Origin of the sequence: Pelistega ratti (assembly GCF_009833965.1) — a bacterium.
Taxonomy (GTDB): domain Bacteria; phylum Pseudomonadota; class Gammaproteobacteria; order Burkholderiales; family Burkholderiaceae_B; genus Taylorella; species Taylorella ratti.
Genome location: NZ_CP047165.1, coordinates 2266691 through 2291898 on the forward strand (window position 1 = coordinate 2266691; position 25208 = coordinate 2291898).

25 protein-coding genes and 5 tRNA genes are annotated in these 25208 nt (G+C 35.4%); 20 read left to right on the top strand and 10 right to left on the bottom strand.

The annotated features are described in order from the left end of the window. Positions 1-34 precede the first annotated feature (34 nt). The 3 genes from F9B76_RS09895 to F9B76_RS09905 are packed head-to-tail and all read left to right on the top strand — an operon-like array spanning position 35 to position 3197. Positions 35-1648: a type I restriction-modification system subunit M gene (locus tag F9B76_RS09895; protein ID WP_159991960.1), complete on the top strand. Its 1614-nt coding sequence runs from the start codon at positions 35-37 to the stop codon at positions 1646-1648. A gap of 51 nt (positions 1649-1699) precedes the next feature. After that, positions 1700-2245 carry a restriction endonuclease subunit S gene (locus F9B76_RS09900; protein WP_201289309.1) on the top strand — a complete coding sequence of 182 codons (546 nt, stop codon included), beginning with the start codon at positions 1700-1702 and terminating at the stop codon, positions 2243-2245. A gap of 25 nt (positions 2246-2270) precedes the next feature. Continuing rightward, positions 2271-3197: a site-specific integrase gene (locus F9B76_RS09905; protein ID WP_159991961.1), complete on the top strand. Its 927-nt coding sequence runs from the start codon at positions 2271-2273 to the stop codon at positions 3195-3197. Positions 3198-3209: 12 nt separating this feature from the next. Here F9B76_RS09905 and F9B76_RS09910 read toward each other — a convergent pair whose 3' ends face one another. Further along, a complete protein-coding gene (locus F9B76_RS09910) occupies positions 3210-3701 on the bottom strand; it encodes a restriction endonuclease subunit S (protein WP_159992198.1) in 492 nt (163 codons plus the stop codon). Positions 3702-3737: 36 nt separating this feature from the next. Next, complete coding sequence (locus tag F9B76_RS09915; protein ID WP_159991962.1) at positions 3738-4298, bottom strand: TetR/AcrR family transcriptional regulator; 561 nt, start codon at positions 4296-4298, stop codon at positions 3738-3740. Between the two features lie 91 nt (positions 4299-4389). Here F9B76_RS09915 and F9B76_RS09920 point away from each other — a divergent pair, with 91 nt between their 5' ends. The 7 genes from F9B76_RS09920 (at position 4390) to F9B76_RS09950 (ending at position 10917) form a co-directional block, all read left to right on the top strand. Further along, positions 4390-4779 carry a hypothetical protein gene (locus tag F9B76_RS09920; RefSeq protein ID WP_159991963.1) on the top strand — a complete coding sequence of 130 codons (390 nt, stop codon included), beginning with the start codon at positions 4390-4392 and terminating at the stop codon, positions 4777-4779. Position 4780: 1 nt separating this feature from the next. Continuing rightward, on the top strand, positions 4781-5986 hold the full coding sequence (locus tag F9B76_RS09925; RefSeq protein ID WP_159991964.1) for an alpha/beta hydrolase family protein: 1206 nt from the start codon (positions 4781-4783) through the stop codon (positions 5984-5986). Between the two features lie 593 nt (positions 5987-6579). Next, entirely contained in the window at positions 6580-7695 is a 1116-nt protein-coding gene (locus tag F9B76_RS09930; protein ID WP_159991965.1) for an ABC transporter substrate-binding protein, read from the top strand. Between the two features lie 44 nt (positions 7696-7739). Next, positions 7740-8759 carry a FecCD family ABC transporter permease gene (locus F9B76_RS09935; protein ID WP_243140645.1) on the top strand — a complete coding sequence of 340 codons (1020 nt, stop codon included), beginning with the start codon at positions 7740-7742 and terminating at the stop codon, positions 8757-8759. Next, positions 8759-9532 (top strand): ABC transporter ATP-binding protein, encoded by a 774-nt coding sequence (locus F9B76_RS09940; protein ID WP_159991967.1) that lies wholly within the window; start codon positions 8759-8761, stop codon positions 9530-9532. Before F9B76_RS09935 ends, F9B76_RS09940 begins: the two co-directional genes overlap by 1 nt. Before the next feature lie 14 nt (positions 9533-9546). After that, positions 9547-9981, top strand: coding sequence for a pseudoazurin (locus tag F9B76_RS09945; protein WP_159991968.1), 435 nt, complete (start codon positions 9547-9549; stop codon positions 9979-9981). Positions 9982-10107: 126 nt separating this feature from the next. Then, positions 10108-10917 (top strand): ATP-grasp domain-containing protein, encoded by an 810-nt coding sequence (locus tag F9B76_RS09950; RefSeq protein WP_159991969.1) that lies wholly within the window; start codon positions 10108-10110, stop codon positions 10915-10917. A 218-nt stretch (positions 10918-11135) separates the two neighbouring features. Here F9B76_RS09950 and F9B76_RS09955 read toward each other — a convergent pair whose 3' ends face one another. The 3 genes from F9B76_RS09955 to F9B76_RS09965 all read right to left on the bottom strand — a co-directional run bounded on the left by F9B76_RS09955 (position 11136) and on the right by F9B76_RS09965 (position 13147). Then, positions 11136-11603 carry a hypothetical protein gene (locus F9B76_RS09955; RefSeq protein WP_159991970.1) on the bottom strand — a complete coding sequence of 156 codons (468 nt, stop codon included), beginning with the start codon at positions 11601-11603 and terminating at the stop codon, positions 11136-11138. 173 nt (positions 11604-11776) lie between these two features. Beyond that, positions 11777-12289, bottom strand: a complete 513-nt coding sequence (locus tag F9B76_RS09960) for a methylated-DNA--[protein]-cysteine S-methyltransferase (RefSeq protein ID WP_159991971.1) — start codon at positions 12287-12289, stop codon at positions 11777-11779. Positions 12290-12589: 300 nt separating this feature from the next. Further along, positions 12590-13147, bottom strand: a complete 558-nt coding sequence (locus tag F9B76_RS09965) for a DNA-3-methyladenine glycosylase I (RefSeq protein WP_159991972.1) — start codon at positions 13145-13147, stop codon at positions 12590-12592. Positions 13148-13330: 183 nt separating this feature from the next. Here F9B76_RS09965 and F9B76_RS09970 point away from each other — a divergent pair. Both F9B76_RS09970 and F9B76_RS09975 read left to right on the top strand, forming a co-directional pair. Continuing rightward, a tRNA-Cys gene (locus F9B76_RS09970) sits at positions 13331-13404 on the top strand. A 122-nt stretch (positions 13405-13526) separates the two neighbouring features. Further along, positions 13527-14156, top strand: a complete 630-nt coding sequence (locus F9B76_RS09975; protein WP_159991973.1) for a LysE family translocator — start codon at positions 13527-13529, stop codon at positions 14154-14156. 140 nt (positions 14157-14296) lie between these two features. Here F9B76_RS09975 and F9B76_RS09980 read toward each other — a convergent pair whose 3' ends face one another. The 3 genes from F9B76_RS09980 to mutS all read right to left on the bottom strand — a co-directional run bounded on the left by F9B76_RS09980 (position 14297) and on the right by mutS (position 19181). Then, entirely contained in the window at positions 14297-15205 is a 909-nt protein-coding gene (locus tag F9B76_RS09980) for a Dyp-type peroxidase (protein WP_159991974.1), read from the bottom strand. Between the two features lie 159 nt (positions 15206-15364). After that, entirely contained in the window at positions 15365-16552 is a 1188-nt protein-coding gene (locus tag F9B76_RS09985) for a JmjC domain-containing protein (protein WP_159991975.1), read from the bottom strand. Between the two features lie 10 nt (positions 16553-16562). Beyond that, complete coding sequence (gene mutS / locus F9B76_RS09990) at positions 16563-19181, bottom strand: DNA mismatch repair protein MutS (protein ID WP_159991976.1); 2619 nt, start codon at positions 19179-19181, stop codon at positions 16563-16565. A 475-nt stretch (positions 19182-19656) separates the two neighbouring features. Between mutS and F9B76_RS09995 the strand changes: the two genes are divergently transcribed. From F9B76_RS09995 to F9B76_RS10005, 3 genes are all read left to right on the top strand, one after another. Next, positions 19657-20472 (top strand): mechanosensitive ion channel family protein, encoded by an 816-nt coding sequence (locus F9B76_RS09995; protein ID WP_159991977.1) that lies wholly within the window; start codon positions 19657-19659, stop codon positions 20470-20472. Between the two features lie 178 nt (positions 20473-20650). Next, complete coding sequence (locus F9B76_RS10000; RefSeq protein ID WP_159991978.1) at positions 20651-20893, top strand: type II toxin-antitoxin system Phd/YefM family antitoxin; 243 nt, start codon at positions 20651-20653, stop codon at positions 20891-20893. Beyond that, positions 20890-21276 carry a type II toxin-antitoxin system VapC family toxin gene (locus tag F9B76_RS10005; RefSeq protein WP_159991979.1) on the top strand — a complete coding sequence of 129 codons (387 nt, stop codon included), beginning with the start codon at positions 20890-20892 and terminating at the stop codon, positions 21274-21276. Before F9B76_RS10000 ends, F9B76_RS10005 begins: the two co-directional genes overlap by 4 nt. Before the next feature lie 139 nt (positions 21277-21415). Here F9B76_RS10005 and F9B76_RS10010 read toward each other — a convergent pair. Next, a tRNA-His gene (locus F9B76_RS10010) sits at positions 21416-21491 on the bottom strand. A gap of 307 nt (positions 21492-21798) precedes the next feature. Then, positions 21799-22791 (bottom strand): UDP-N-acetylmuramate dehydrogenase, encoded by a 993-nt coding sequence (gene murB, locus F9B76_RS10015; protein WP_159991980.1) that lies wholly within the window; start codon positions 22789-22791, stop codon positions 21799-21801. Positions 22792-22981: 190 nt separating this feature from the next. Here murB and F9B76_RS10020 point away from each other — a divergent pair. The 5 genes from F9B76_RS10020 to F9B76_RS10040 all read left to right on the top strand — a co-directional run bounded on the left by F9B76_RS10020 (position 22982) and on the right by F9B76_RS10040 (position 24916). After that, a tRNA-Gly gene (locus F9B76_RS10020) sits at positions 22982-23057 on the top strand. 20 nt (positions 23058-23077) lie between these two features. Further along, a tRNA-Gly gene (locus tag F9B76_RS10025) sits at positions 23078-23153 on the top strand. A gap of 354 nt (positions 23154-23507) precedes the next feature. Next, the gene (locus F9B76_RS10030) at positions 23508-24398 is read left to right on the top strand and encodes a helix-turn-helix transcriptional regulator (RefSeq protein ID WP_159991981.1); all 891 of its coding nucleotides are present in this window, start codon (positions 23508-23510) and stop codon (positions 24396-24398) included. A gap of 26 nt (positions 24399-24424) precedes the next feature. Further along, a complete protein-coding gene (locus tag F9B76_RS10035; protein WP_159991982.1) occupies positions 24425-24733 on the top strand; it encodes a hypothetical protein in 309 nt (102 codons plus the stop codon). 106 nt (positions 24734-24839) lie between these two features. After that, a tRNA-Met gene (locus tag F9B76_RS10040) sits at positions 24840-24916 on the top strand. The last annotated feature ends 292 nt before the right edge of the window (positions 24917-25208 follow it).

A 25208-nucleotide genomic window follows, 5' to 3' on the forward strand; every position in this document is an offset into this window, starting at 1 on the left:
AGTTTTTAAAGTTTTTAGATAAAAGGAATCAAAAATGAGCAATGTACAAACAATCACCAATAAACTTTGGGCAATGGCAAATGAGCTTCGTGGCACAATGGATGCGTCAGAATATAAAAATTATATTCTTGCCTTCATGTTTTATCGTTATTTATCAAAACATCAAGAACAATATTTACTTGATAATCATATTGTAGAGATTGAAGATGGACAAAGTATTAATGATGCTTATTTAGCGCAAGCGACAGGAGATGAGCTACAAGATTATTTAGAAGATATCTCAGCTAGCCTTGGCTATGCCATTAACCCTAAAGATACTTGGAATTCATTAATGCAGAAAATTCACAATGCTGAAGTGATGCCAAGTGATTATCAAGCCTTGTTTGACAATTTCAACCAAAATGCTAATTTAAATGAAGATGCAGTGGCGGATTTTCGCGGTGTTTTCAATGATGTCAATTTAGGAGATTCTCGCTTAGGCAATTCAACCAATGAAAGAGCAAAATCTTTAGGAAATATTGTCAAATTAGTGGATGATATTGAATATAAAGATGATGATGGACGGGATATTTTAGGTGAAATTTATGAATATTTGATCGGACAATTTGCAGCTAATGCCGGTAAAAAAGGCGGTGAGTTTTATACGCCTCACCAAGTTTCAAAGATTCTGGCAAAATTAGTTACTCTTGATGTGGCGGATAATCAAGATAACTTCCTTGTTTATGACCCTACAATGGGATCAGGCTCATTATTATTAACGGTTGGAAATGAATTACCCAAATCAAAACCGATTAAATACTACGGACAAGAACTTAATACTACTACTTATAACCTTGCACGTATGAATTTAATGATGCATGGTATCTCTTATAAAAATATGACCTTATCCAATGCTGATACCTTGGAAAGCGATTGGCCCGATGGTGTGGATGCAAAAGGGATTGATCAACCTTTGTGTAGTTTTGATGCGGTGGTAGCAAACCCTCCTTATTCTGCTAATTGGGATAACCATGAGCGTAAATTAAAAGATGCTCGTTTTCAACCGTTTGGTGCATTGGCCCCTGCTTCAAAAGCGGATTTCGCTTTTATCCTGCATAGTCTTTACCACTTAGGTGAACATGGCACAATGGCAATTGTTTTACCGCATGGGGTGTTATTCCGTGGTGCGGCAGAAGGAAAAATCCGTAAAGCATTAATTGGTGATAATACAAGCAATGCACAAGGTAATTATTTAGATGCGGTGATTGGTTTACCAGCGAATTTATTCTATGGTACAAGTATCCCTACAACTATTTTAGTCTTTAAAAAGAATCGTAAAAATAAGGATATTTTGTTTATTGATGCTAGTCAGAATTTTGAAAAGGGTAAAAATCAAAATCGTTTAACTGATGAGCAAGTTCAAAAAATTATTGATACCTATAAAGCCCGTCAAAATATTGAAAAATATGCTTATGTTGCTTCTATTGAAGAGATAATTGAAAATGACTATAACCTTAATATTCCTCGCTATGTCGATACCTTCGAGGAAGAAGAGGAAATTGATGTTAATGAAGTGCTAAAACAACTCAATCAAGATGAGCAAGAGATAAAACAATTGGAAAAAGAAATCAATGAACAGCTAAAACTGTTAGGAATTAAACTTCCATAATAAAACATAATCAAAAAGAGGCGAAAAGCCTCTTTTTTTATAGCAAAAACGGTGAAATTTTATTGTAATTTTGAAAAAAAGACTAATGCTTGGGAACAGCGGAAGTTGGGGGATGTTAAAGATGTTCGGGATGGAACTCATAGCTCCCCAAGTTATTATTCCCAAGGTTATCCATTAATAACATCCAAAAATCTATCTGAAAATGAATTGAATTTTGATAATGTTTCGTATATTTCGGAGAAAGATTATATAGAAATAAATAAGCGCTCACGAGTTGATATTGGAGATATTTTACTTGGTTTAATAGGAACAATAGGAAACCCTGTTTTAGTAAGACAAGATGGGTTTGCTATTAAAAATGTTGGATTAATTAAAAATAGTGGTAGTGTACAAAATAAGTTTTTATTACAACTCTTAAAAAATCCTCTATTTATGCAATATATTCAACAAAAAAATACGGGAAATACTCAAAAATTTTTAGGTTTAGCTGTATTAAGAAATTACTCCTTTTTTTGTCCGACTATTGAAGAACAACAAAAAATCGGCGACTTTTTCACTGCACTGGATCGCTACATCACCATTCATCAGCATAAGTGAAATATATTTTTATAGGAAATTCATTATGAATGAGATAACATCAAAGCAAGAACTATTCCATCAGTACTACTCAAATTGGATTCATATTTATAAAGAGGGAGCAATTAGAAAAGTCACGATGTCAAAATACTTACTCACATTAGCATGGCTTAAACGATTAATTCCTAAATTATTATTAAAAGATCTTAACCGTATTACTTATCAGAAGTTACTTAATGATTATGCGCGTTACCATGAACGACAAACTACAATGGATTTTCATCATCAGCTAAAAGGAGCAATTCTTGATGCTGTTGATGAAGGGCTTCTAAGTAGAGACCCTACTAGAAAAGCAATTATAAAAGGGAGACCGGCAAGGGTTAAAAAACCTAAATATTTAAACCAATTTGAATTACATACACTCATTAAGCAGTTAAATTTAACAAAAGAACTTAATTGGGATTGGTTTATTTTATTGATTGCAAAAACAGGAATGCGATTCTCTGAAGCATTAGCAATTACACCTAATGATTTTGATTTTTCACATCAAACCTTATCAATTAATAAAACATGGAATTATAAAGAGGGAGGGGGGTTTATGCCCACAAAGAATCGCTCTTCAGTCCGTAAAATTCCATTAGATTGGAAAACAATTATTCAATTTTCAGATTTGATTAAGGATAGCCCTGAAGATCAACCTATCTTTGTTAAACAAAAAATTTTTAACTCTACTGTTAATGATATTCTAACGCGTAGATGTAAGAAAGCAAATATTCCGATTATTTCATTGCATGGTTTACGCCATACTCATGCATCATTACTCTTATTTGCAGGTGTTTCTATTGCTAGTGTTGCCAGACGGTTAGGACATTCAAATATGACAACAACACAAAAAACATATTTGCATATTATTCAAGAGCTAGAAAATCGAGATATTGATCTTGTAATGCGATCATTATCGAATTTAATCTAATTTTACTTTATATCACTTATGCTGATGAATGGTGATGTAGCGATCTAGTGTAGTGAGAAATACCCCGATTTTTTGTTGTTCTTGGATTTGAGGGATACCAATTGGCATTTCAATAAAAAGAGAATCCTTGATAGCAAAACGATCTGCTCTTGCACCACTATCCCCATTTTCTTTCATAAATTTATGCCAAATTGAAGTTTCAAAGAAAATTTCTAAGAAATTCTGATCTACATTTATTACTCGGAAAACATAGTAAAGTGGCGACATTACTCCTGTTCTCCCCAATTTATTACGTTTTATTGGTCCTACAGGTGCTAAATTTGAAATACGCGGGTTGTATACAAAATCATCATTTTTAACAATGTAATAACTAGCTAAATTGGCTGAGTTTGAAATATCTTTATCAAAAAAATCTCGTTGATTAATAATGCCGAACTCAGCTGAGTTTGTTAAAGTTTCAGAATATTGATTATTACTATTTTTTTCAGTTACTTTTTTAGATATTTCTTTTAACTTCCGCTGTTCCCAAGCATTAGTCTTTTATAACAACATTTCAATCAAATCTATCGCGAACTGTTTATCAAAAGGCTCACAGCGTAAAATTCTGAGCCATAACGTACCATGAATACAGTTAATTAACAGTTTGATATTTAAGTGACTTTCTAATTCCCCCGAATTAATCCCATACCTAATAATTTGTGTCAAGATTTCAGAGCGAGGGACAATAAAACGCTCATTAAACCGTTGGTGTAGTGTTAAGTTTCGCTGTAAATCACAGACTAAATGGCGAAATGCCAATGGATTGGGTTCAACAACACTTATTGCATAATTTACATAATCAATAAGTTGTTGCTTTGCTGGAGTATCGGTTCTAGGTGTAATCTTGGGTGGACTGAATAGATGCAAACTATCAATCAATAAACTTTGCTTATTTTCCCAACGGCGATAGATAGCTTGACGTGATGTATGGCTTAATTCGGCTATTTTGACCATGGTAACAGCTTCATAACCTTGTTGAAAAAAGAGATCAGAGGCTGTTTTCAGAATAGTATTTGTTAAAGTTTCATCAAGTGGACGACCTAGAGTAATTGTGTTCATCATTATCCTTTTATATTTTCGCTACATCTGTTGCGTAATTAAATTTTTAGGTTAAAATAATATGTACTAGTTTGAATTTAAAGGAATTATACAAATGTTAAAGCATACTTTAAAAATGACTTTAATAGCACTTGGTCTAGTAAGTTCGGTTTCAGCATTTGCTCAATCGTCTGATCAGATGGTTTGGGTTATCAATACCTTTACGATGAATGAGGGTGAAAATCCAGAAACTGTTGCTAATTTACAGTTAGAGTTAGTGCAAAATGTCAAAATGAAATGGAATGGTTTTATTAGTCAGCAAACTTTAATCTCACAGGATAAAAAAACAGTGAGCACTATTGAAGTATATAACAATTTTGATACCTTAAAAGCTATTGCCTCTAATGAGAAACTAGTAGAGTATCGTCATAAAATTCAACAATATGCACAAATGAATCCTGTTGTGTATCAATTGGTAGGATCATCAATAAAGGAGCAAAAATAAAATGAAACTTGTTTTAATGACTTCTGCTTTATTGTTTTGTATGACCCAGATAGCTAGGGCAGATGATAGTATCGTAACTCATCGTAGTTTAGATGAAACAAAGAAAGAGGTTATATACCGAGCTGAAAAAAGTATTTATCCCTTATTAGCGATGAATAGTGAAGATGTAAAACAAGCCTTATCGAATATTCACTCGCTTAATCGGGATGAGTGGGCAACAGCCTTTATTAAAGAGGGTGATAAATATTTTCAGCAAGCAGAACAAAAGAAAGATGCACAACAGGCTGCTAAGGATTATAGTACCGCACAAAAATTGTATTATTTTGCACGCTGGCCAGCTCCATTAGATTCGACACAGCGTGCTATTGCTTATGAGAAGGAACGTAATGCAGCAATTCAAGCTAGTGAAACACGTGGTTACCATATTCAACAAATTAATGGTAACTATCAAGGTCAATCAGTTCCTGCTTTACTCGGTTTACCTAAAAATGTTAAAAATGTACCATTATTACTAATTGTTGGTGGTCTAGATGGTTGGAAAGAAGTACGATTTAGCCAGTTTTCAAGCTTAATCGATCAAGGGGTTGCCATACTGACAATGGATATGCCGGGAACAGGACAATCACCAGCAAAATTAGAAAAAGGTGCTGAGACATCCATTATTTCTGTATTGGAAAAAGCCTTAGAAAACCCACAAATTGATAAATCCCGTGTAGTGATGTATGGAGGTAGTTTTGGTGGTTATTGGGCGAATGTATTGGCAGCTAATTACCCTGATTATTTTACCGCTGTGGTTTCGCATTCAGGCCCATTTGATGTAACCTTTGAAAAAGAGCAATTTTCTGCTGTAATGGCAGGTGATGAGTATCTTTATGATGCTTATCCTGCTATGTTTGAATTACTGCGAGATGTAAAAAATGAACAACAGTTTTTTGAAGTATTTAAACAACAATCTTTGAAAGAGCAGGGTTATATGACAAAAGCGACAACGGATATGTTGGTCTTAGGAGGACAAAAAGATAGCATGATTCCAACACAAGATTTACTTGATGTATTAGCTATGCCGGGAGGGATAAAAGAAGCGTGGATTAACTCAAATGGTATTCATATGGGGCGTGATGTGAAAGCAGGTTTGCTAGATGCTGATATTAATCAACAAGTAGTTTTCCCTTATATTTTACGAAAACTAAATATGTCAGCCAAATAATATGATAAAAGATAGCCTAATGGGAAACAGATAGTGTAATACTACTCTTTAGCTATCGTTTCCTATATTGGTTATCTATAAATTTATACCTATTACGCTATGCCTGTATTAAAGTTTTAATTACGCTTTTTAATCGTGGCGCTATCTCAATATGTAATACTATTAGTGTATTCTGTCATGAATAATCAACACAAATCCCCCCTAAAACAATGAAACAATAGTTTAAAAAATCAAAAAATAGTTAATCATTAAAATAATTTTTAGTTGGTTTAAAAAAGAATAAAAATAATTATTTTTTAAGCGATAAATAAGGCTTTATCTTTATGTATGCTATATGGTTACCTACAAAAAGCAAATGATTAATTTTACAATCAGTTGTGTTTATTTTGATAAACTAACGTTTTAATACATTTCAAAAAAATTTATTTAATCTATTGATTTATATCATAAAAACCAAAAATCTAAAAAAATAATACCATTTTTATCGTCTTAGTTTGGTGCTACAATTATTTCACTTGTTTATTGATGTCAGTAAACATTTTTTTATATTTATTAATGCGAATAGTTTCTATTTTTAATCTCAAGGAGTTTCTATGCAAAAACGTTTTTCAGCCTTAGCCATTGCTACTATTCTTGGATTAACAGCAGGCTTTGCGCAGGCAGAACCCGTCAAAATTAAAGATATTTTAGATCGTGAAGTAACCGTAGATTTACCTGCTAAACGTGTTGTACTGGGTTTTTATTACCAAGATTATATGGCAGTAGGTGGTGAAAAAGCCCTAGATAATGTAGTGGGTTTTTCTAAAAAAGTCTGGTCTGTTTGGGCGCCTACTAGCTGGGAACTATTCAGTAAAGCAGTCCCAAAACTCAATCAATTGGAAGATATTGGTGAAGTGGAAGAGGGAACTTTCTCGGCTGAAAAAGTCCTTGCTTTAAAACCTGATTTATTGGTATTAGCAGATTGGCAATATGAAGCGCTAGGTTCAGATCTTGATGTGATTAATGAGGCAGGTATCCCTATTGTGGTATTAGATTACAATGCACAAACATTACCTAAACATCTGCGTTCAACAGAAATTATTGGTGAATTAACAGGTCAAAAAGAGCGTGCAGCCAAAATGGCAAAAGAATACCAAGATATTGTTGATCATATCCAAACAACCGTCAAAGTAGCGAAGGTAGAACGTAAACCTCGCCTATATGTTGAGTTTGGTCGTGGGGGGCCAGCAGAGCAAGGTATCACATTCTATTCAAGTATGTGGGGTTCAATGATTAGTCTGGTTGGAGCAGATAATGTTGCACCAGAAGAAGTGGGTAAATGGGGAGTGTTAGCCGCAGAGAAAGTCCTAGCCGCTAAACCTGATGCGATTATTATTACTGGTCGAGAAACTGAGTTAAAGAAAAATAAAGAAGGTATGGTGATGGGCTTTGGTATTGATAAAGCAGAGGCTCAGCGCCGTCTTGATGGGTTCAAGCAACGTGCAGGCTGGTCTGAATTACCTGCTGTGAAAGCTAACCATGTCTATGGTGCTTATCATGCAAATTCGCGTACCTTATCAGATAGTGCTTCTGTACAGTTTGTTGCTAAGGTAGCTTATCCTGAGTTGTTTAAGGATTTAGACCCCCAACAAACGTATGTAGATTTCTATAAAAACTATCTACCTGTTACACCAGAGGGGACAATTTACTTATTCCCTGAGGCAAAATAAGTGTTAAATAGAACATGGAAAACAATACTGTTATAGCAGATATTGTGGCAAACCAGCGCAAGCTTGAACGTAAACGCTGGTTTGTTATTTTATCTTTCTTAGTGATTAGTGTGATTAGCCTTGTTTTAGATGTAATGACAGGGCCTGCTATGCTGTCTGTCTCTGAGGTGGTGAATGCCTTATTGGGTACAGGAGAGGTAGATAATGTCACCAATACGATAGTTCATAATTTACGTTTACCAATGGCATTAATGGCTTTGGTGGTTGGTGCAACATTAGCTGTAGGTGGTGCAGAAATTCAGACACTCTTAAATAATCCTATGGCAAGTCCTTATACCTTAGGTTTAGCGGCGGCAGCTGGTTTTGGGGCATCACTGGTAATTGCTTTTGGTAGTTTTGGTTTACCTGTAGGGATAGCCGTGCCATTAGGGGCATTTGCAATGACAATGTTAGCGGCAGGTATTTTATTTTTATTTGCTTCTAAACGCCGATTTAATTCAGAGATGCTGGTACTTGTCGGGATTGCGTTATTATTTATTTTTCAATCATTACTCTCCTTAGTACAATTTATTTCTGCCCCTGAAATTTCTCAACAAATTCTTTTCTGGTTGTTCGGTAGTTTAAATAAAGCGAATTGGAACAGTCTATGGATTATTACGATTGTGACCAGTATTTGTGTGGCTTTATTATCGCGTGAGTTATGGAAACTAACGGCTTTACGTCTAGGTGAAGATCGTGCGGCAAGTTTAGGCATTAATTTACAAGTATTGCGTATTAAGGTTCTCGTATTAGTGGCAATGATGACAGCTACAGCCATTAGCTTTGTGGGGGTTATTGGTTTTATTGGGCTTGTTGCACCTCATGTCGCACGTATGTTATTAGGTGAAGATCAACGGTTCTTCTTGCCGGGATCTATGTTGGTAGGGGCTGCATTTTTATCTCTATCGTCAGTGTTGTCTAAAGTGATTATTCCGGGAGAGTTATTTCCTGTGGGTATTGTAACGTCTTTTATTGGTGTTCCATTCTTCTTTTGGATTATTCTCAATAATAAGCGAGGGCAATAATGTTAGTTTTGCAAAATCTGACGGTAAGACGAGGTGATCTGACGGTTGCTGAACATATTAATATTACTTTTGAGCAAGGTAAGGTTTATACCATATTGGGGCCAAATGGTACGGGTAAATCGTCATTATTAAAAACGATTTTTGGTGAATTACCTTTTGAGGGATCTATTCGTTACCATGATAAGCAATTGGAAAACAGCAAACTAACCACATGGCGTAAACCCATCGGTTATATGCCACAAGATAGTGGTGTTGATGCAAGTTTAACCGCACTAGAGGTTGTTTTGCTTGGTCGTATGGATGCTTTAACTATGCGAGTGAGTGATGCACTTTTAGCAGAAGCTGCTGGGATTATGGATCAACTGGGGATTGCATATCTTGCTCACCGTGATGTGTTAAACCTTAGCGGAGGGCAGCGACAAATGGTGATGTTTGCTCAAGTGCTTTTACGGCAGCCGCAAATTTTACTATTGGATGAACCTGTCAGTGCCTTGGATATGCACCATCAATTAAATCTTTTAGAAAAAGTCTGTGATTATACAAAACACCAACACCTTATTACCATTATGGTATTACATGATTTAAGCCTTGCGGCACAATTTTCAGATCAGTTAATTTTATTGGGAGAAGGTAAAGTACAAGGCTCTGGTATATCGCATCAGGTATTACAGGCGGAAACCATTAATCGTTTATATCGTGTCAATGTAGAAATTTTACAGTGTAGTCAAGGTTTACCCGTGGTGCGTCCACAGCGTAAATCGGCTAATAGATAAATAGGAGAAATAGGATGAAAAAATTAGTATTAATTGCTTTATTAGGTTTAACAAGTATGGCGAATGCCGCTCATCATGAGGTTAAAATGCTGAATGCCAATGATGAAGGTTCAATGGTATTTGAACCGGGGTTTTTAAAAGTACAACCCGGCGATACGGTAACATTTAAACCAACTAATCAAGGGCATTTTGTACAAAGTAGAACTGTACCAGAGGGGGCAGAAAAATTTATATCTGAAGAAGATGAAGAATTTACTATCACTTTAGATAAAGAGGGTATCTATGTCTATACTTGCCCACCACATCGTATGATGAATATGAACGGTATTATACAAGTAGGTGATAATATGACCAACCGTGAGCAAGCGGCTAAGATGGTTGAAGACTTGGAAAAGAGAGCACAAACCAATAAAGGTCGCTTAGAAAAGTATTTTTCTGAAGTGAAGTAAGGGTTTATATAGTATGACAGAGAGAATATACCGTTATTATTAAAATATAGGTATTGAATAAACTATCTATTATTCTCTCTTTGTCTCTACAACTTTTAGTATTATTTGAGTTATCACGATAGAACAATGCTTTATATTTCTACTTGTTTAACGTATCCAGATGCTCCGATTAGCTTATTACCTTTGGCTAAGCAACTAGATCAGCTGGGTATTGATGTTGTCTTTACACCTTGGCAACAATCCCCTCATAATGGTAAGATTTTGCCTCTAGCAGCATGGGATTATACAAAATTTTATCCGGAATTTTTACAATGGATTGAACAGCATACGACACAGTTTATAAATCCAGCGCCATTAATGCGATGGAATAGTCATAAAAGTTATTTATGTGATTTGCAAGATTGGGGGGTATCTGTTATCCCTACACAACGCTACTCATCTGAAATTTTACAGCAAACAAATTTATCTCTTTTAGGAAAAGAAGTGGTGCTTAAACCAGCTGTAGGGCAGAGTGGTCATGCCGTAACCAAAATAAAAGTAGGTGAACCTTTACCTGATTTAACTGTTTATGGTGATGATATTATTGTGCAACCCTTTATTGCTGAGGTAGCAAGTAATGGAGAAACAAGCTTAATCTTTTTTAAGGGTGAATTTAGTCATGCTATTCGCCGTCAGCCTGCTCCTAATGAATGGCGAGCTAATTCTCAGTATAAAGTAGAGATTTCTGTACGTGAGGTTGAGGATAAAATTATCCAGTATGCGCAATCGATACTACATAAACTACCACAAATGCCTGTTTATGCACGAGTCGATGGTACGATTATAGGGGATACATTTTTATTAAATGAATTAGAACTGATTGAACCTGCCTTGTATTTAGATAAGGTGGATGGTGCAGCAGAACGTTTTGCAAAGATAATAAAACAGCAATTATAAAAAGTTTATATCGTTAAAGGATATATTGAAAAAGTATCATATTGTATATCTTACTTTTTATTAAAATAGTGTACTTTTTATATTTAAACAAACTAAAAAACCTCGTGATAAGATGAGGTTTTTGTTTTTGAGAATAGGACAATATAGTTACTCAGAGATAAGTCTATGCGGTACTTCCATATGACTTATCTTTTTAGTATTATTTATTGAAATATAAACTAATTAGCCTTTTTGCATAAATCATTGATAGAGGCTTCTACTTCTTTGAGCGGTTTTATCTCATTTTTAGGGGTATCCCATAATGTTTTAACAAAATGCTCAAAAGAGGTAACGTCCTGATCAGGCATATTTTCGTTTTGTTGAATAATGGCTAATGCCATTTCTATATCACTATCATTCATACGTAATGTATAGAATTGCTCAATAAGTGTATAGACTTCTTGGCAACTTAACGTCTGACTAACTACAGTATCACTGGTTGTATTAGAAAAAGCTTCTTCCGCTGAAATACTTCGAGGGTCTTCCTGATGAGGTAGGCTCATAACAATAGGGGAATTGATAGTAACGGGATCATTTGAATTCATATCACTCTCCCCAAATAAGGTTAAGTCCACTACTTTCCAGATTCCTATTACGATAAAGCCCACAAAAAAAAGTAGTAATAGAATTTTACCAATTGATTTCATTATTTTTCCTTATTGATAGTACATCACTGTTATCTTTTATAGATGATCAGAAATGTATAAATATCCAGTGATTAACTAAATATCCCACCTACTAAGTTTACCCTGTAAAAGGAAATCTAGCTAGTCCATTCACATAAAATAGAGATTTAAATTTTTCAAATGCGTACAGTACGTTAGAAAGAATGATGATACTTTTCTAGTGTGAGTAGCGCCTCTTTTTTACCTATCCCAGCACTATACCCTACAAGATGACCATTCTTCCCAATAACACGATGGCAGGGGATTAAGATCAGAATATGGTTGCGTGCATTTCCCATAGCGACTGCTCGAATGGCTTTAGGATTTTGTAGGGATTCAGCCAGTGCTTGATAGTAAGTGGTTTGCCCATAAGGTACTTGTAAAAGAGCTTGCCATACTTGCTGTTGAAAAGGTGTCCCTACAAATAAAAGAGGGGTAGTAAACTGTTGCAACTGCCCGTTAAAATAATCTTGTAGCTCTTGTTGTAAATGTAAGAGGTGGGAGTGGTTACAGTACTGAATAGAGGTTTTTAAATATTGTTCTATTATTTGTATTTCTCTGTTGAGTAAAGGATTATCTGTAAAGTTTAATAAACAAATTCCCTTATCGTGAGAGACGGCTAACATCTCTCCTAGAGGAGTTGATATATAACTGCCATATAAACTCATCTGCTTTTCTCCTTAACTGCTTTGTCTCTTGATTATGTAATATATCCTTATTTTAACCTAGATTATGTATAAAAATACGGTGTTTATTTGATTAAATGAATATTATTAATGATAACTAGATTAATGATAAATAGTGAAGGAAGATATAAGTTTCTCGTTTGGTAAGCGATGATCATTTACTATAGTTATTCTCCATGGCTATTTTAGGCTTAATGGTGGTTAAAACAGTATTATTTACGGTACTTTAGGGTATGATTATTACAACCTAAGGACAGTGATTTATCCTATTGGTATAGATATTTATACACTATCTTGGTTTAACCAGGGTGGTGAGCAGTTGATAACTTTTTGATATTGAGGACAATCAGGTGTATGAGCGCCTTCTAAATAGCCTGTACTCATCAAAAACTCATTCACAATTTCACCTCCTACAAATTTGAAATGTTTTTTAAATAATTTCACCCATTCTGGTAGCTGTAGAGGATGATGAGTATCTAACCATGCTTTAAATGAGCCAAATTCTTTTTGTAAAAGAAGAATTTGTTGAGCATTAAAAATAGCAGCCTGAATTTTTAACCGATTACGGATAATCCCAGTATCATTTAATAAACGATTAATATCTTCTTGAGAAAAATTAGCTACTTTTTTTATATCATATTCAGCATAAGCGTGGAAAAATGCTTTTTCTTTTTTGAGAATAGTTGTCCAGCTTAACCCAGCTTGATTAATTTCTAATAATAAACGTCCAAATAGAGCATTATCATTTTCTACTGGAAAACCGTATAGATGGTCATGATAGTGTTTATTAGGATTGTCGGTATCATCAGGTAGGGCATTGGCAAAATCACAATAGCTCATGATAAAAATAGTATATAAAAAATAGGGAAAGTGATAATGATTTATCGTGTGTAGAATAATAAACTATCTTACCAAATAGCCTTTTTTACAACAATAAAAATCGCTTTTTATGCTAAAAAACTAGCTAAAAATTGGAAATCATGTTATTATCTAACGCTTATCTAGTTGCATAAATTAGATAGTGGCGCGGTAGCAAAGCGGTTATGCAGCGGATTGCAAATCCGTCTAGAGCGGTTCGACTCCGCTCCGCGCCTCCAAGGATTTATAAGGCTCTTGAAGTAATTCAAGAGTCTTTTTTTATTAAGTAAATTCATTTTATTTTCTTCAATTTGTAAAATTAAATATATATTTATTAAAATCAACATTAAGGAGGAAAATAATGTTTGATGATACTTTACTAATAACCTATATTTTATCTATTGTATTGTTTTTGGGAACACCGGGTCCAGTGACTGTGCTGGTGGTAAGTGCTAGTATCAAAGATGGTTTTGGGGCAGGGCTGCGGACAGTTATAGGGACAAATACAGCTTCTTTAATATTAATCTTATTATCCTTTGCAATTATGCGAGGGGTTTTCTCTATTAATGAACAAGCCTTAACATGGTTAGCCTTTGTAGGGGCTTTTTATCTATTATACTTTTCTATTGGTGTGATTAAAGATAAGGTTAATCTCCAAGAAACCATTAAAGAAAATGAAAATAAGGTAACAAAAAAGCATTTTAGAGATGGTTTTCTTATAGGTATCTCTAATCCTAAAGATATTTTATTTTTTATTGCTTTTTTCCCAACCTTTTTAGATATTTATACGGCTAATCAGACGATATCCATGATAGTTCTTGTTGTCGTTTGGGTAGTTATGGATTATGCCATTCTTTTGGGATATTCTTTTTTCTTCTCAAAAATTAATAATGAAAGAATGGTAAATATAATCAGTAAATCATCAGGGATAATACTATTACTGGTTGCTTTGTATGCCATTTATAAGATGGGGCATGAGCTGTTCTTTTGATATTGACCCAAAATAGGTGAGTATTAGATGAGTAGTAAGGGGCTTTTACTAAGGGCTAATCTACTGTAGCCCTTATGTTCTATATAAAATAATCTAAAAAATACCTTATCAACATAATATTGATAAGGTATTTTTCTTTTTTAGAGGTTCTGTAAGCGTTCAAGACTAGGGGCAAAGTAATAGGCACCTGAAATGGCTTGCGAGAGGTGGGTGAGAAGTAAATCTACTTTGCCATCTGTCTCACCAAACATATTGAGTAATTGTGCTTCAATATTGTATAAACGGGCGCAGTAAGCGCAGAAGAGTAGCCCATGTTCACCAGAGGCTGTACCAAAAGGGAGACTTCGGCGAACAATTTTTAAACCTTTACCGTCTTCTTTAATATTGACACGACCAAGGTGTGAGCTAGGTAAACGAACTTCTTTGGCAAATTCGATATTCTCTTTTTTGCTACGTCCTACGCTTGCTTCTTGGTTTTGGATAGGAATATTATTCCATTTTTTGAGGTCATGTAGGTATTTTTGGATTAATACATAACTTCCGCCAGCATCTACTTGGTCTTGGTCGATAATACCTACTTGGGTGATTTTTTCTTCACCTTGTGGGTTTTCTGTCCCATCAATAAATCCGTCCAGTCCTCTTTCTTCTACCCAACGGAAACCATGTGTTTCATCAGCAACAGTAATGCGATCGCCAAAAATTTCAATGACATCAAGTGCTAGTGCAAAGCTAACATCTTGTCGCATAGATTGAATATGAATCAGTAAATCATGTTGTGTGGCAGGAGCTAAGCCATTTCCTAGTGGGCGGAAAGGTTTTAGTTCTTTCCCTTCTTCTGGATGGTTAAAGGCTTTCCATGCTTGATCACCAAAAGCAATCGTTAATCCTAGCACTGCTTCGGGATATTGTTGTTGTAAATCATGAAGCGCTTTTAGGCTTTGGATACAGGCTTGTTTAATAGTATCTAAGTCTTTTGTTTGAAAATCTGCTTCAATAAAGATACCTGATTTAGTATGATCAGGGATAATACCGCTTTGAGGAGTTGCCATGTATAAATTCCTTATTAAATAAAAGACGTATTTATAGTATAAATACTATGTATTACAAGATAAGATTGTATCCTATTCGTAGTGAATAGGGACACAATATATTTTATCGTAAGATAAATTTATAGAGATATCCCTATACGGTGTGCTGATTGAAAATGACTATGAGGCAATTACTAACCAACCATCATCAATCCAACGGTGTAGTAATTCAAAGGTGGCTTCATCGCTTTTTTTCGTTGCTTCTCCTGCTGTAATAACACGGTTATCAGCAAGTTTTTTAAGAAGTGGATTTAAAGGGATAGAAACCGCCTCACCATTAATAAATAATTGCTTCTGACGGTAGAGTAGGCGAGTTTTGCGATCGGTTTTAATCAGTGTGTTCTCTGGTAAGTCTTCAATATTGATTTCTTCTTCCGCAAATTCAAATTGGCTGAGTAGATTAGGCTCGGTTAACCAGCAACCTAGAAAGCGTGTTGCAAGTGCTTCATTGAGTTGTACTTTTTGTGCGGCTTGAAGCGCTTTGGTGATCATTTGTTCGGGAAGTTCTGCTGGGTGGCTAGTAGCAGGCGCTCCTTTATCATGATAGTAACCATTGATGTTAAATCCCTTAATGGCAGGTTCAGAATATACACCACTGCCTAAACCAGAGTTAATGCTGACTTGATCGGCAGCGGTTTCCAAAATACCTCTTACCATATTAGCCATTGATAAAGTTCTAAATCCAAACGAAATTGTCACACAATCAGGTGTTTCGGCAATCCCGTCATGCGCACAGTGTGGCGGTAGATAGAGCATATCACCTGGTTCAAGCACCCACTCTTGCTCAACTTGGAAATTTTCTAGGATACGGCAAGGAAGCCCCGGAATAAGGGTTTGGTCTTTTTGCTGACTAATCCGCCAACGGCGCTGACCATGACCTTGTAAAAGAAAGACATCATAGGTGTCAAAATGAGGCCCTACACCACCACCTTTTGCTGCAAGACTAATCATCACATCATCAAATCGGGCATCAGGGATAAAGCGAAATTGTTGTGCCATTTCAGATACGGTATCATGGTGAAGATCAACGCTTTGTACTAATAATGTCCAATCGTTTTGTTTCATACTAGGTGTTCGAGCAATAGGCCCTTTTTTAAGTTTCCATTCGCCCTCATAACGGGTGATAAAACGGGACTCAACATCTTCTCGTTTAGCAAGATTTTTTAAATCAGCAATAGAAATTGGTAAGGTAAAGTTTTTAATCGCTTGACGAATTAAGAGTGGCTTACGCTGCCAATACTCTTTCATAAACTTTTCGGGACTGATCTGACCTAATAAATCAATGGGTTGTTGTAAAGAAATACTCATAGTAACTCCGTTATGTATTGTTTCCAAAAAGATTACGTAATTTGTATAAGGCATCAAGTGCATCTCTGGGACTCATATTATCAGGGTCAAGTTCATTGATTGCCTGCTTAATATATTGTAGTTCTTGATAGTTATCGTTTTCTTCTTGGTCTTGTTGATGGGTTTGGGCAAATAAGTCTAATTGAGGTGAAATATCTGCCCCTTTTTCTAAGCGTTCTAACTCTTTTTTCGCCTGTCGAATAACTGCCATAGGGATACCAGCCTTTTGGGCGACTTGGATACCATAACTACGGCTAGCAGGGCCTTCTTGTACTTCATGTAGAAAAGCTATCCCTGTACTGGTTTCAGTAGCGGCTAAATGGACGTTATAGACCCCCTCTAATTGAGTTGGTAGGCGAGTAATTTCAAAATAATGGGTAGCAAAAAGTGTTAATGCTTTATTATGGGTGAGTAAACGGCAAGCAATTGCCCATGCTAAGGCAAGTCCATCATAGGTAGATGTACCTCGTCCAATCTCATCCATAAGGACTAGGCTATGAGAAGAGCTATTAGTCAGAATATTAGCTGCTTCAATCATTTCCATCATAAAGGTAGAACGACCTCCTGCTAAATCGTCAGCCGCACCAATGCGGGTAAAAATACGGTCAATTGTTCCAATAATAGCGTGTTGTGCAGGAACAAAGCTACCCATTCTTGCGAGTAAGACAATCAGTGCGACTTGACGCATATAGGTTGATTTACCACCCATATTAGGCCCTGTAATAAGTAGCATACGTTTATGTTCGTCCATGAAGCAACTATTAGGGGTAAACCGTTCGATACTATGTTCAACAACAGGGTGTCGTCCCTGTTCGATATGGATAGTAGCAGTTTCCACTAATTGGGGTTGTACCCATTCATTGACTTGTGCATGGTGTGCTAGGCTAGCATAAACATCAATATGAGCCAGTGTTTTGGCGAGATTTTGTAGGGGGATAACCCATTGTTGCAAGTGCTGTAAAAGGGTATCGTAAAGTAGTTTTTCTCGAGAAAGTGAGCGTTCTTGTGCGGATAAAACCTTATCTTCCCATGTTTTAAGCTCTGGGGTAATATACCGTTCGGTATTTTTAAGGGTTTGGCGGCGGCGGTAATGCTCAGGGACTTTATCAATATGTGTTTTGGTCACTTCAATGTAGAAACCATGTACACGATTATATTCCACACGTAAACTTGGAATCCCTGTTGCTTCTTTTTCTCGGGCTTCTAGTGTCATTAAAAAAGCACCATTATCAGAAGCAAGTGTTCGTAATTCGTCCAGTTCTTCATCAAAGCCTTGTGCAATGACTCCACCATCTCTTACGCTAGTTGCAGGCTCTGTCATTAAGGTTTGGGAGAGTAGTGGATAAATAGCTTCTTGTTGATACAGTGCCGTAATTAAAGGGTCTTCTGCTGAAAGATTGAGGTTATCCGTTAGATAATTTGCTAAAGTTGGCAAAAAATGAAGTGCATCACGTAAGCTAGCTAATTCACGCGGTTTGACAGAGAGTAGGGCAATGCGTGTACTAATCCTTTCAATATCAGGAAAGATAGTGAGTTGTTGTCGGACAGTATCTAAAGCTGTTTTAGCATTGAGCTGTATTGGACTTAAAAAAGTTTGTACATAATGGTGGCGCTGCTGGACTTCTTTATTATCGCGTAAAGGGTGATGAAGCCATTTTCTTAGCAAACGGCTTCCCATTGGTGTTTGGCAATGGTCTAAGAGTGAAAATAAAGTAGGGGAGCTTTCACCGCTTAATGTTTCGGTAATTTCTAAATTCTTACGGCTAACGGGATCTAAAATAATATATTCATTACTATGATCTTGGACAATGTGTTGAATATGGGTAAGTGACTGATTTTGGGTGCGTTGTACATAGCGTAATAAAGCACCAGCCGCACAAATAGCATTAGGGAGTTCTTCAATACCAAAAGCGGCTAATGAGTCTATCTGGAAAAACTGACAGAGTTGATGTTGAGCATCTTTAAAATCAAAATGCCAGTCTGCTGTTTTACTCATGGCTGCCGTTGAGGTGGTTTCAAATGGATAAGAGTCACCTGTAATAATTTCGGCAGGAGAAATACGGAATATCTCTGATTCAATATTCTGATCATCGGTTTCACATACCCTAAATTCACCACTGGCTAAATTTAACCATGCTAATCCATATTTTAGATGCCGCCCCTTGATAGGTTTATAAACGGCTAATAGTAATTTATCTGAACGGGAGGGGAGCAGATTATCATCGGTCAGCGTGCCGGGAGAGACAATACGTACAATTTTACGCTCAACAGGCCCTTTGCTTGTGGCTGGATCACCTATTTGCTCACCAATGGCAACAGATTTACCCAATGCTACTAAGCGTGCTAAATATTGCTCCATTGCATGCGCAGGGACTCCTGCCATCGGAATAGGTTCGCCGTTTGTTGTTCCTCGTTTTGTGAGGGTTAGATTTAACAATCGTGCTGCTTCTACCGCATCATCAAAGAACATTTCATAAAAATCACCCATGCGATAAAAGAGTAAAATATGTCCCACTTCTGCTTTAAGGCGTAGGTACTGTTGCATCATGGGCGTATGACCCGCGTAAGGGTTGTTATCTTGTTCAGACATAAGCCGTCTTGCTTCTCCAGAAAAACGTATTAGTAATGGATAACGTTCATTTTACCCCAGATTAATCGGTGACTTTTCTTTAAACTATATTTTGTTGGGTATTTACGATGAGAAAGCAGAAAATAAGCTGATGTTGGGTGCTAAGCTAGCTGTTATGTAGAAAAATGGATAAAAGGGCTATAAATTTCTTCGGTCTGTTTTTAGCTAAATCAGCGGAGATAAATTATTAAAGCTATTTCTCATTTTTTTGGTATTTTTATGATAATGGTATTGATGATGACTGTTGATAGATGCATCAATAAGATAAATACAATTTTTCTAAGGGATTATGTGGGATAAATGATTAGGCATAAGGTGTTTGTAGGATAAATGTTATGATGTTAATCATTTATCTGGATAAGATGATGAATGACAGTGTTTTAAACAATAAAATTATTCAGATAAACGTATAAATAGATTTATTTTTGGAGTTTTTATGGATTGGACTGTTTTTTGGACAAAGTATTCCTCATTATTAATAGATTTTACGATTAATTTTGTTTCAGCTCTATTTGTGCTAATGATAGGATGGTTTATTGCCAATATGTTGGGTAAATCTATCCGTGTGATGGCATCACGCTCTTCAAAAATTGATCCTACCGCTATTCCCATGTTTGTGGCTATTGTGGTGTGGGTTATTCGTGTCTTAGTGATTCTGGTTGTATTAAGTCAATTTGGTATTAAAACGACTTCCTTAATTGCAGCATTAGGTGCGGCAGGTGTAGCAATTGGTTTGGCATTACAAGGAACACTACAAAATATAGCGACAGGCATTATGCTTATTGCCCTACGCCCTATCCGAGCAGGTGATAGCGTAACGATTAGTGGTATAACGGGTAATGTAGCGGAGATTGGTTTATTTTTGACAACGATTATTCAAAATGATGGCATAACAGTGACTATGCCGAATAGTACAGTATGGGGAAGTACGATTACGAATTTTAGTCGTAATGCAACACGTCGTTTGGATGTTCTTGTTCCCGTGAGTTATGGTGATGATTTGAATAAGGCGATTGCGGTATTAGAGCAAATGGTTATGGAACACGCTTCTGTGAATAAAACACCAGAACCGAGTGTGTATGTGAGTGAGTATCGAGATTCTGTCGTTGTAATTACGGTGCGTGTATGGACACAAAGTAATCTATATTCAAGCTTACAGGCGGATTTAATGAAACAAGCTCGATTATGCTTAGAATCACATCAATTCCGCCTACCACTTCCTCAGCAGATAGCAAAGTCTGAGGCTAAATAAATCAAGCGTAATAATGTGATAGAAGACGGGCTTTATGCCCGTTTTTTATGGGTGTAGTAGGGGGTAGGTATTATTTTTAAATAGGTGTAGTTGGTTTTTAACGTAAAAATAAGTATCATCACTTGATATTTTAAACTAAGTTTACTAAACTAAGTTTAGTAAATAGAAAGGAGAAAAAATGCAAGTAATTAATATTCATGATGCTAAAACACATCTTTCTCGATTGGTGGCAGCGGCTACAGAAGGAGAGTCATTTGTTATTGCAAAATCAGGCAAACCTTTAGTTAAAGTCGTTCCTTATACTGAAAAAAAGAAACCTATAAACCGCATTGGTTTTATGCCTTTAATAGCCATTCCTGATAATTTTGATGAACTGTTTGAGGAGGATATTCATCAACTATTTGAGGGAAAAGAGAAATGAAATATTTATTAGATACCCATATTCTTTTATGGGCAGCAACAAATAGTCCAAAACTAAGTCAAGTTGCTCGAGATATTATTAATGATGATACCAATGACCTTTATTTTAGTGCGGTGAGTATTTGGGAAATTGCTATTAAAACAAGCCTAGGTAAACCAGAGTTTAATGTGAATTCAGCATTACTACGTCGATTATTACTCGATAATGGATATCATGAATTAATAATCAATAGTCATCATGCGACAGCAACAGAAACTTTATTGGATATTCATAAAGATCCATTCGATCGTATGCTAATCGCACAATCACAAACTGAAGGGATTACGTTATTGAGTGCTGATGAGAAAGTGATTGCTTATGGACATACAGTAATGCGTGTTTAGATTGTCGTAAAGTTAATATAAGCATTGAGTATTGATAAGGTTTTATTATAGGATTTATTAGCTTATCTCAAAAATTTGTAGTCTATATAAACTCAATACACAATAAAAAATCCGCTCTTAAAGCGGACTAGATAATAAGTGGGGTGAACGATGGGGCTCGAACCCACGACAACCGGAATCACAATCCGGGACTCTACCAACTGAGCTACGTTCACCACAGAAAGATAGAATTATAGATAGTATTTCTAACTTAATCAAGTGTTTTTGATAAATAGTGTATAAAAACAACAAAAATAATCATTTAATCGCTTATCCTTTCCCTTATATAGTGACTTAGTTATATGCGTATTTTCTTATAACAATCTTTCCTAATCGTTTGTATAAAGTGGTATAAGCACTTTACTACATAATTGATTGATAAGCACTTATTTTAGGATGATGACATTTTTCTGTGATATATCTTATTGTTAGAGATGGTTAAGTGTGAGCAATTAAAAAATATTATCAAATATATGAACCATACTACTCTACAAAAATAGGTTCAGGCTCAAGATGCACATCATATTTTGTATAGACATCTTGCTGAATAGTTTTGGCAAGTGTTTTTATATCATCAGCTGTTGCACCACCGTAATTAACAAGTACAAGGGCTTGGCGATCATGCACACCTACTTTACCTAATGATTTGCCTTTCCAGCCGCATTGATCGATTAACCAACCTGCTGCTAATTTGAAAGAACCGTCCGTTTGTGGGTAGGCAATCAATTGAGGAAATTGATGTATTAAAGTCTGATATTTTTCTGCCGATACAATAGGATTTTTAAAAAAACTACCTGCATTCCCCATTTGTTTGGGATTGGGTAATTTTGCTTGACGAATAGCAATCACTGCATCAAATATCTCTTTAGCAGAGCTTTGTTCATTTAACCCTTCATAACGAGACAAATCTGCATAATTAAGCATAGGTTGCCATTTTTTAGAAAATTTAAAGGTAACACTTAAAATAAGATAATGTTGAGCTGATTGCTTAAAAATACTATCGCGATAGGCAAAACAACAGTCTTCTTTGGAGAAATGTTGAATATTTCCTGTGTGTAGATTGATCGCTTCTACACAGTGGATATAGTCTTTGGCTTCTTTACCATAAGCACCAATATTTTGTACAGGACTTGCGCCTACTGTACCGGGAATAAAAGCAAGATTTTCTAGTCCATACCAACCCTGCTGAATACAATAGCCCACAAAATCATGCCAAATTTCACCTGAAGCAGCTTTAATTAGGGTGCTATCATCATTTTCATCTTCTTTATAGATACCTTTTAGCCGATTATGGATAACTAATGTCTTTAAATGTTGATTTAATACAACATTACTTCCTCCACCCAAAATGAAATATTGAGTGTGTTGTGAAATAAGTGCTAACAAGGAAGGTAATTGGTTTTCTTCTGTTAAATCAAAGAAATAATCCGTATAAGAAGAAAGCCCAAAGGTATTTAAAGCCGTAAGAGAATACATATCTATATAAGAGAAAAATAAGATGTTAATTTTGACATATTAACGTAATTAATGCTATTATTTGCCTCTCTTTGGGGCAGGTATTGCCGAATATACAGTAGAAAATATTTTTAATGTTGTCATTTTTTAACTGTAGGTATAAAAATACTTGACAAAGAAAAGGGTAGCAGATAAAATGCTAATCTTTAATGCGGGAATAGCTCAGTTGGTAGAGCGCAACCTTGCCAAGGTTGAGGTCGCGAGTTCGAGACTCGTTTCCCGCTCCATAAAGTTTCTCCTAATAAATGCGGGAATAGCTCAGTTGGTAGAGCGCAACCTTGCCAAGGTTGAGGTCGCGAGTTCGAGACTCGTTTCCCGCTCCAAAATTTTCAAGCCAAGTCAATGTACTTGGCTTTTTTGTTATGTAAGCATCATAAAAAATCGCTAAATCTTGTCTAGCTAAAACCTTATAATCCCTACGAATTCCCATCATCTTTTATATGACGACACCACCGTGTAGGTGATTTTATTATAATCTACCCATCAAGATGGTAGTGATAGTAGAAAAGAGCAGTAGGGTCTTAATATTTAATATCAATATTTGATACCATGTTTTTTCTTGTTTTTTTGTATTATTCTGCCTAATAATAGGATGATATTGTTTTAATAGTTGTATATCGTAGTGCTATTTAACAATAAGTTTATGATTATTTTTTTACTTGAATGATATTAAAAATATGAGTACTAAACATGAGAAACTTGCGTTCCGTTTGGTTTGCATTTTAGAGCGTCTTAATTTAGGGCAGCGTTTGAATGTACAAGAATTGGCAGATGAATTTAAAACAGATAAACGTACCATACAGCGAGACTTAAATGAACGGTTAGGTTTTTTGGATTGGCATGAAAAAGGGACATATTATTCACTTAATAAAATGCGATTAGGTCATTTAGATAAGAAAGATATAGAACAATTTGCTCGGTTTTGTAGTATTCAAGATTTATTACCTGAAATTGACCGTAAGTTTTATCAACAGCAACTCATACAGAGTGTACAAGTCAAGGGGCTTGCGTATGAAGATATTAAACATAAGTTGGATGATTTTAATCTGATTAACCAAGCGATAGAAACACGACATCTTATTGAATTTAATTATCGTAAGGTAGGGCAAAAAGAAGGGAAGTATTACACTCTAGAACCGTATATCTTGTTAAACCGTAATGGTATTTGGTATGTTATTGGTATTGATCGTGAAGAAAATAAACAAAAAACATTTTGTTTTACCCAAATGGTAGCGATTTCATGCCTAGCTATAACGTTTGAACATAATCCAGAGTTGCTAAAAAACATACAGGCAAATGATAGTATTTATCATGGTAATCAATTGTCAGAAATTCTGATTAAAATTAATGCGAATGTTGCCCCTTATTTTTTAAGACGTGATTTGTTACCTAACCAAGAAATAGTAGATGAAATGGAAAGTGGAGAGTTATTACTTAAATGCCGTCATGTCAATGAGATGGAAATTGTACCAATTGTACAATATTGGATTCCTCACGCAACGATTGTATCCCCAGTTGAGTTGCAGCAAAAAATGGAGCAAAAATTACGAGAATATCTGAATCGCTAAGATAACTATTGGTGGGAGAAGCGTAAATGCTAAAAGTAATTATATTTTTCTTTGCCGTATTAATACTTTATATGATGATAAGTAAAGTGTTGGAGGTTGTCGCTCAATTAGGTGGGTGGATAAGTAATCGACTGTCTGATTGGATGCGGGTAAGAGAGGAAAAGAGGCGATTTAATGAATTATTAAAAAATAAATCGACGATGGCTGAATTATGTATTACCAAGAATAATAGTATGTTATCTAGGGATAAATCCGCTTCTATAAGCAGAGAAAAACAGCGATTGGAGGATTTATCGAAAGAAGAGTTAGTGGCGATTATTAGAAAAATAGTGTGATATTTGTTGGTAATTTTAATTTGAATAGTTGTATTTTTATCACAACCTCTATTATTTGCTTGACAGTATTAACTATTCTCTATAGAATTACATCTTTACTCTTGAAGGCTCTTTAGCTCAGTCGGTTAGAGCGACGGAATCATAATCCGCAGGTCCCCCGTTCGAATCGGGGAAGAGCCACCAAAAATCTCCTTTAGAGTTAAGCACTTAGCAAAATTGTTAAGTGCTTTTTTTGTTTTTTATTTACTTATTTTTAATAAAAGCTATCTAAGTAGGTTGCAAAAAATTTCTTTTATCTATTCAATATACGTTAATCTGTATATTGTTTTTTCTATCTTTAAAACGTATAGCAGAAGAATGTTATTTTTTGACAAAATATTATCTATATAAGAAAGTGCTTTTTAGGTATTGGATTAGATTTTCCCTAAGTTTTATACTATTTTTATGAATTCTAATTTGTAAAATTAAATTAAGT

What these genes read in the sequence shown, in the direction of transcription:
- F9B76_RS09915 (WP_159991962.1), bottom strand. Translation starts at nt 4,298, where the DNA reads ATGATGAACACAATTACTCTAGGTCGTCCACTTGATGAAACTTTAACA.
- F9B76_RS09895 (WP_159991960.1), top strand. Translation starts at nt 35, where the DNA reads ATGAGCAATGTACAAACAATCACCAATAAACTTTGGGCAATGGCAAAT.
- F9B76_RS09925 (WP_159991964.1), top strand. Translation starts at nt 4,781, where the DNA reads ATGAAACTTGTTTTAATGACTTCTGCTTTATTGTTTTGTATGACCCAG.
- F9B76_RS09940 (WP_159991967.1), top strand. Translation starts at nt 8,759, where the DNA reads ATGTTAGTTTTGCAAAATCTGACGGTAAGACGAGGTGATCTGACGGTT.
- mutS (WP_159991976.1), bottom strand. Translation starts at nt 19,181, where the DNA reads ATGTCTGAACAAGATAACAACCCTTACGCGGGTCATACGCCCATGATG.
- F9B76_RS09995 (WP_159991977.1), top strand. Translation starts at nt 19,657, where the DNA reads ATGGATTGGACTGTTTTTTGGACAAAGTATTCCTCATTATTAATAGAT.
- F9B76_RS09955 (WP_159991970.1), bottom strand. Translation starts at nt 11,603, where the DNA reads ATGAAATCAATTGGTAAAATTCTATTACTACTTTTTTTTGTGGGCTTT.
- F9B76_RS09950 (WP_159991969.1), top strand. Translation starts at nt 10,108, where the DNA reads ATGCTTTATATTTCTACTTGTTTAACGTATCCAGATGCTCCGATTAGC.
- F9B76_RS10035 (WP_159991982.1), top strand. Translation starts at nt 24,425, where the DNA reads ATGCTAAAAGTAATTATATTTTTCTTTGCCGTATTAATACTTTATATG.
- F9B76_RS09965 (WP_159991972.1), bottom strand. Translation starts at nt 13,147, where the DNA reads ATGAGCTATTGTGATTTTGCCAATGCCCTACCTGATGATACCGACAAT.
- F9B76_RS09960 (WP_159991971.1), bottom strand. Translation starts at nt 12,289, where the DNA reads ATGAGTTTATATGGCAGTTATATATCAACTCCTCTAGGAGAGATGTTA.
- F9B76_RS09920 (WP_159991963.1), top strand. Translation starts at nt 4,390, where the DNA reads ATGTTAAAGCATACTTTAAAAATGACTTTAATAGCACTTGGTCTAGTA.
- F9B76_RS09985 (WP_159991975.1), bottom strand. Translation starts at nt 16,552, where the DNA reads ATGAGTATTTCTTTACAACAACCCATTGATTTATTAGGTCAGATCAGT.
- F9B76_RS10030 (WP_159991981.1), top strand. Translation starts at nt 23,508, where the DNA reads ATGAGTACTAAACATGAGAAACTTGCGTTCCGTTTGGTTTGCATTTTA.
- F9B76_RS09930 (WP_159991965.1), top strand. Translation starts at nt 6,580, where the DNA reads ATGCAAAAACGTTTTTCAGCCTTAGCCATTGCTACTATTCTTGGATTA.
- F9B76_RS09980 (WP_159991974.1), bottom strand. Translation starts at nt 15,205, where the DNA reads ATGGCAACTCCTCAAAGCGGTATTATCCCTGATCATACTAAATCAGGT.
- murB (WP_159991980.1), bottom strand. Translation starts at nt 22,791, where the DNA reads ATGTATTCTCTTACGGCTTTAAATACCTTTGGGCTTTCTTCTTATACG.
- F9B76_RS10005 (WP_159991979.1), top strand. Translation starts at nt 20,890, where the DNA reads ATGAAATATTTATTAGATACCCATATTCTTTTATGGGCAGCAACAAAT.
- F9B76_RS10000 (WP_159991978.1), top strand. Translation starts at nt 20,651, where the DNA reads ATGCAAGTAATTAATATTCATGATGCTAAAACACATCTTTCTCGATTG.
- F9B76_RS09945 (WP_159991968.1), top strand. Translation starts at nt 9,547, where the DNA reads ATGAAAAAATTAGTATTAATTGCTTTATTAGGTTTAACAAGTATGGCG.
- F9B76_RS09975 (WP_159991973.1), top strand. Translation starts at nt 13,527, where the DNA reads ATGTTTGATGATACTTTACTAATAACCTATATTTTATCTATTGTATTG.
- F9B76_RS09905 (WP_159991961.1), top strand. Translation starts at nt 2,271, where the DNA reads ATGAATGAGATAACATCAAAGCAAGAACTATTCCATCAGTACTACTCA.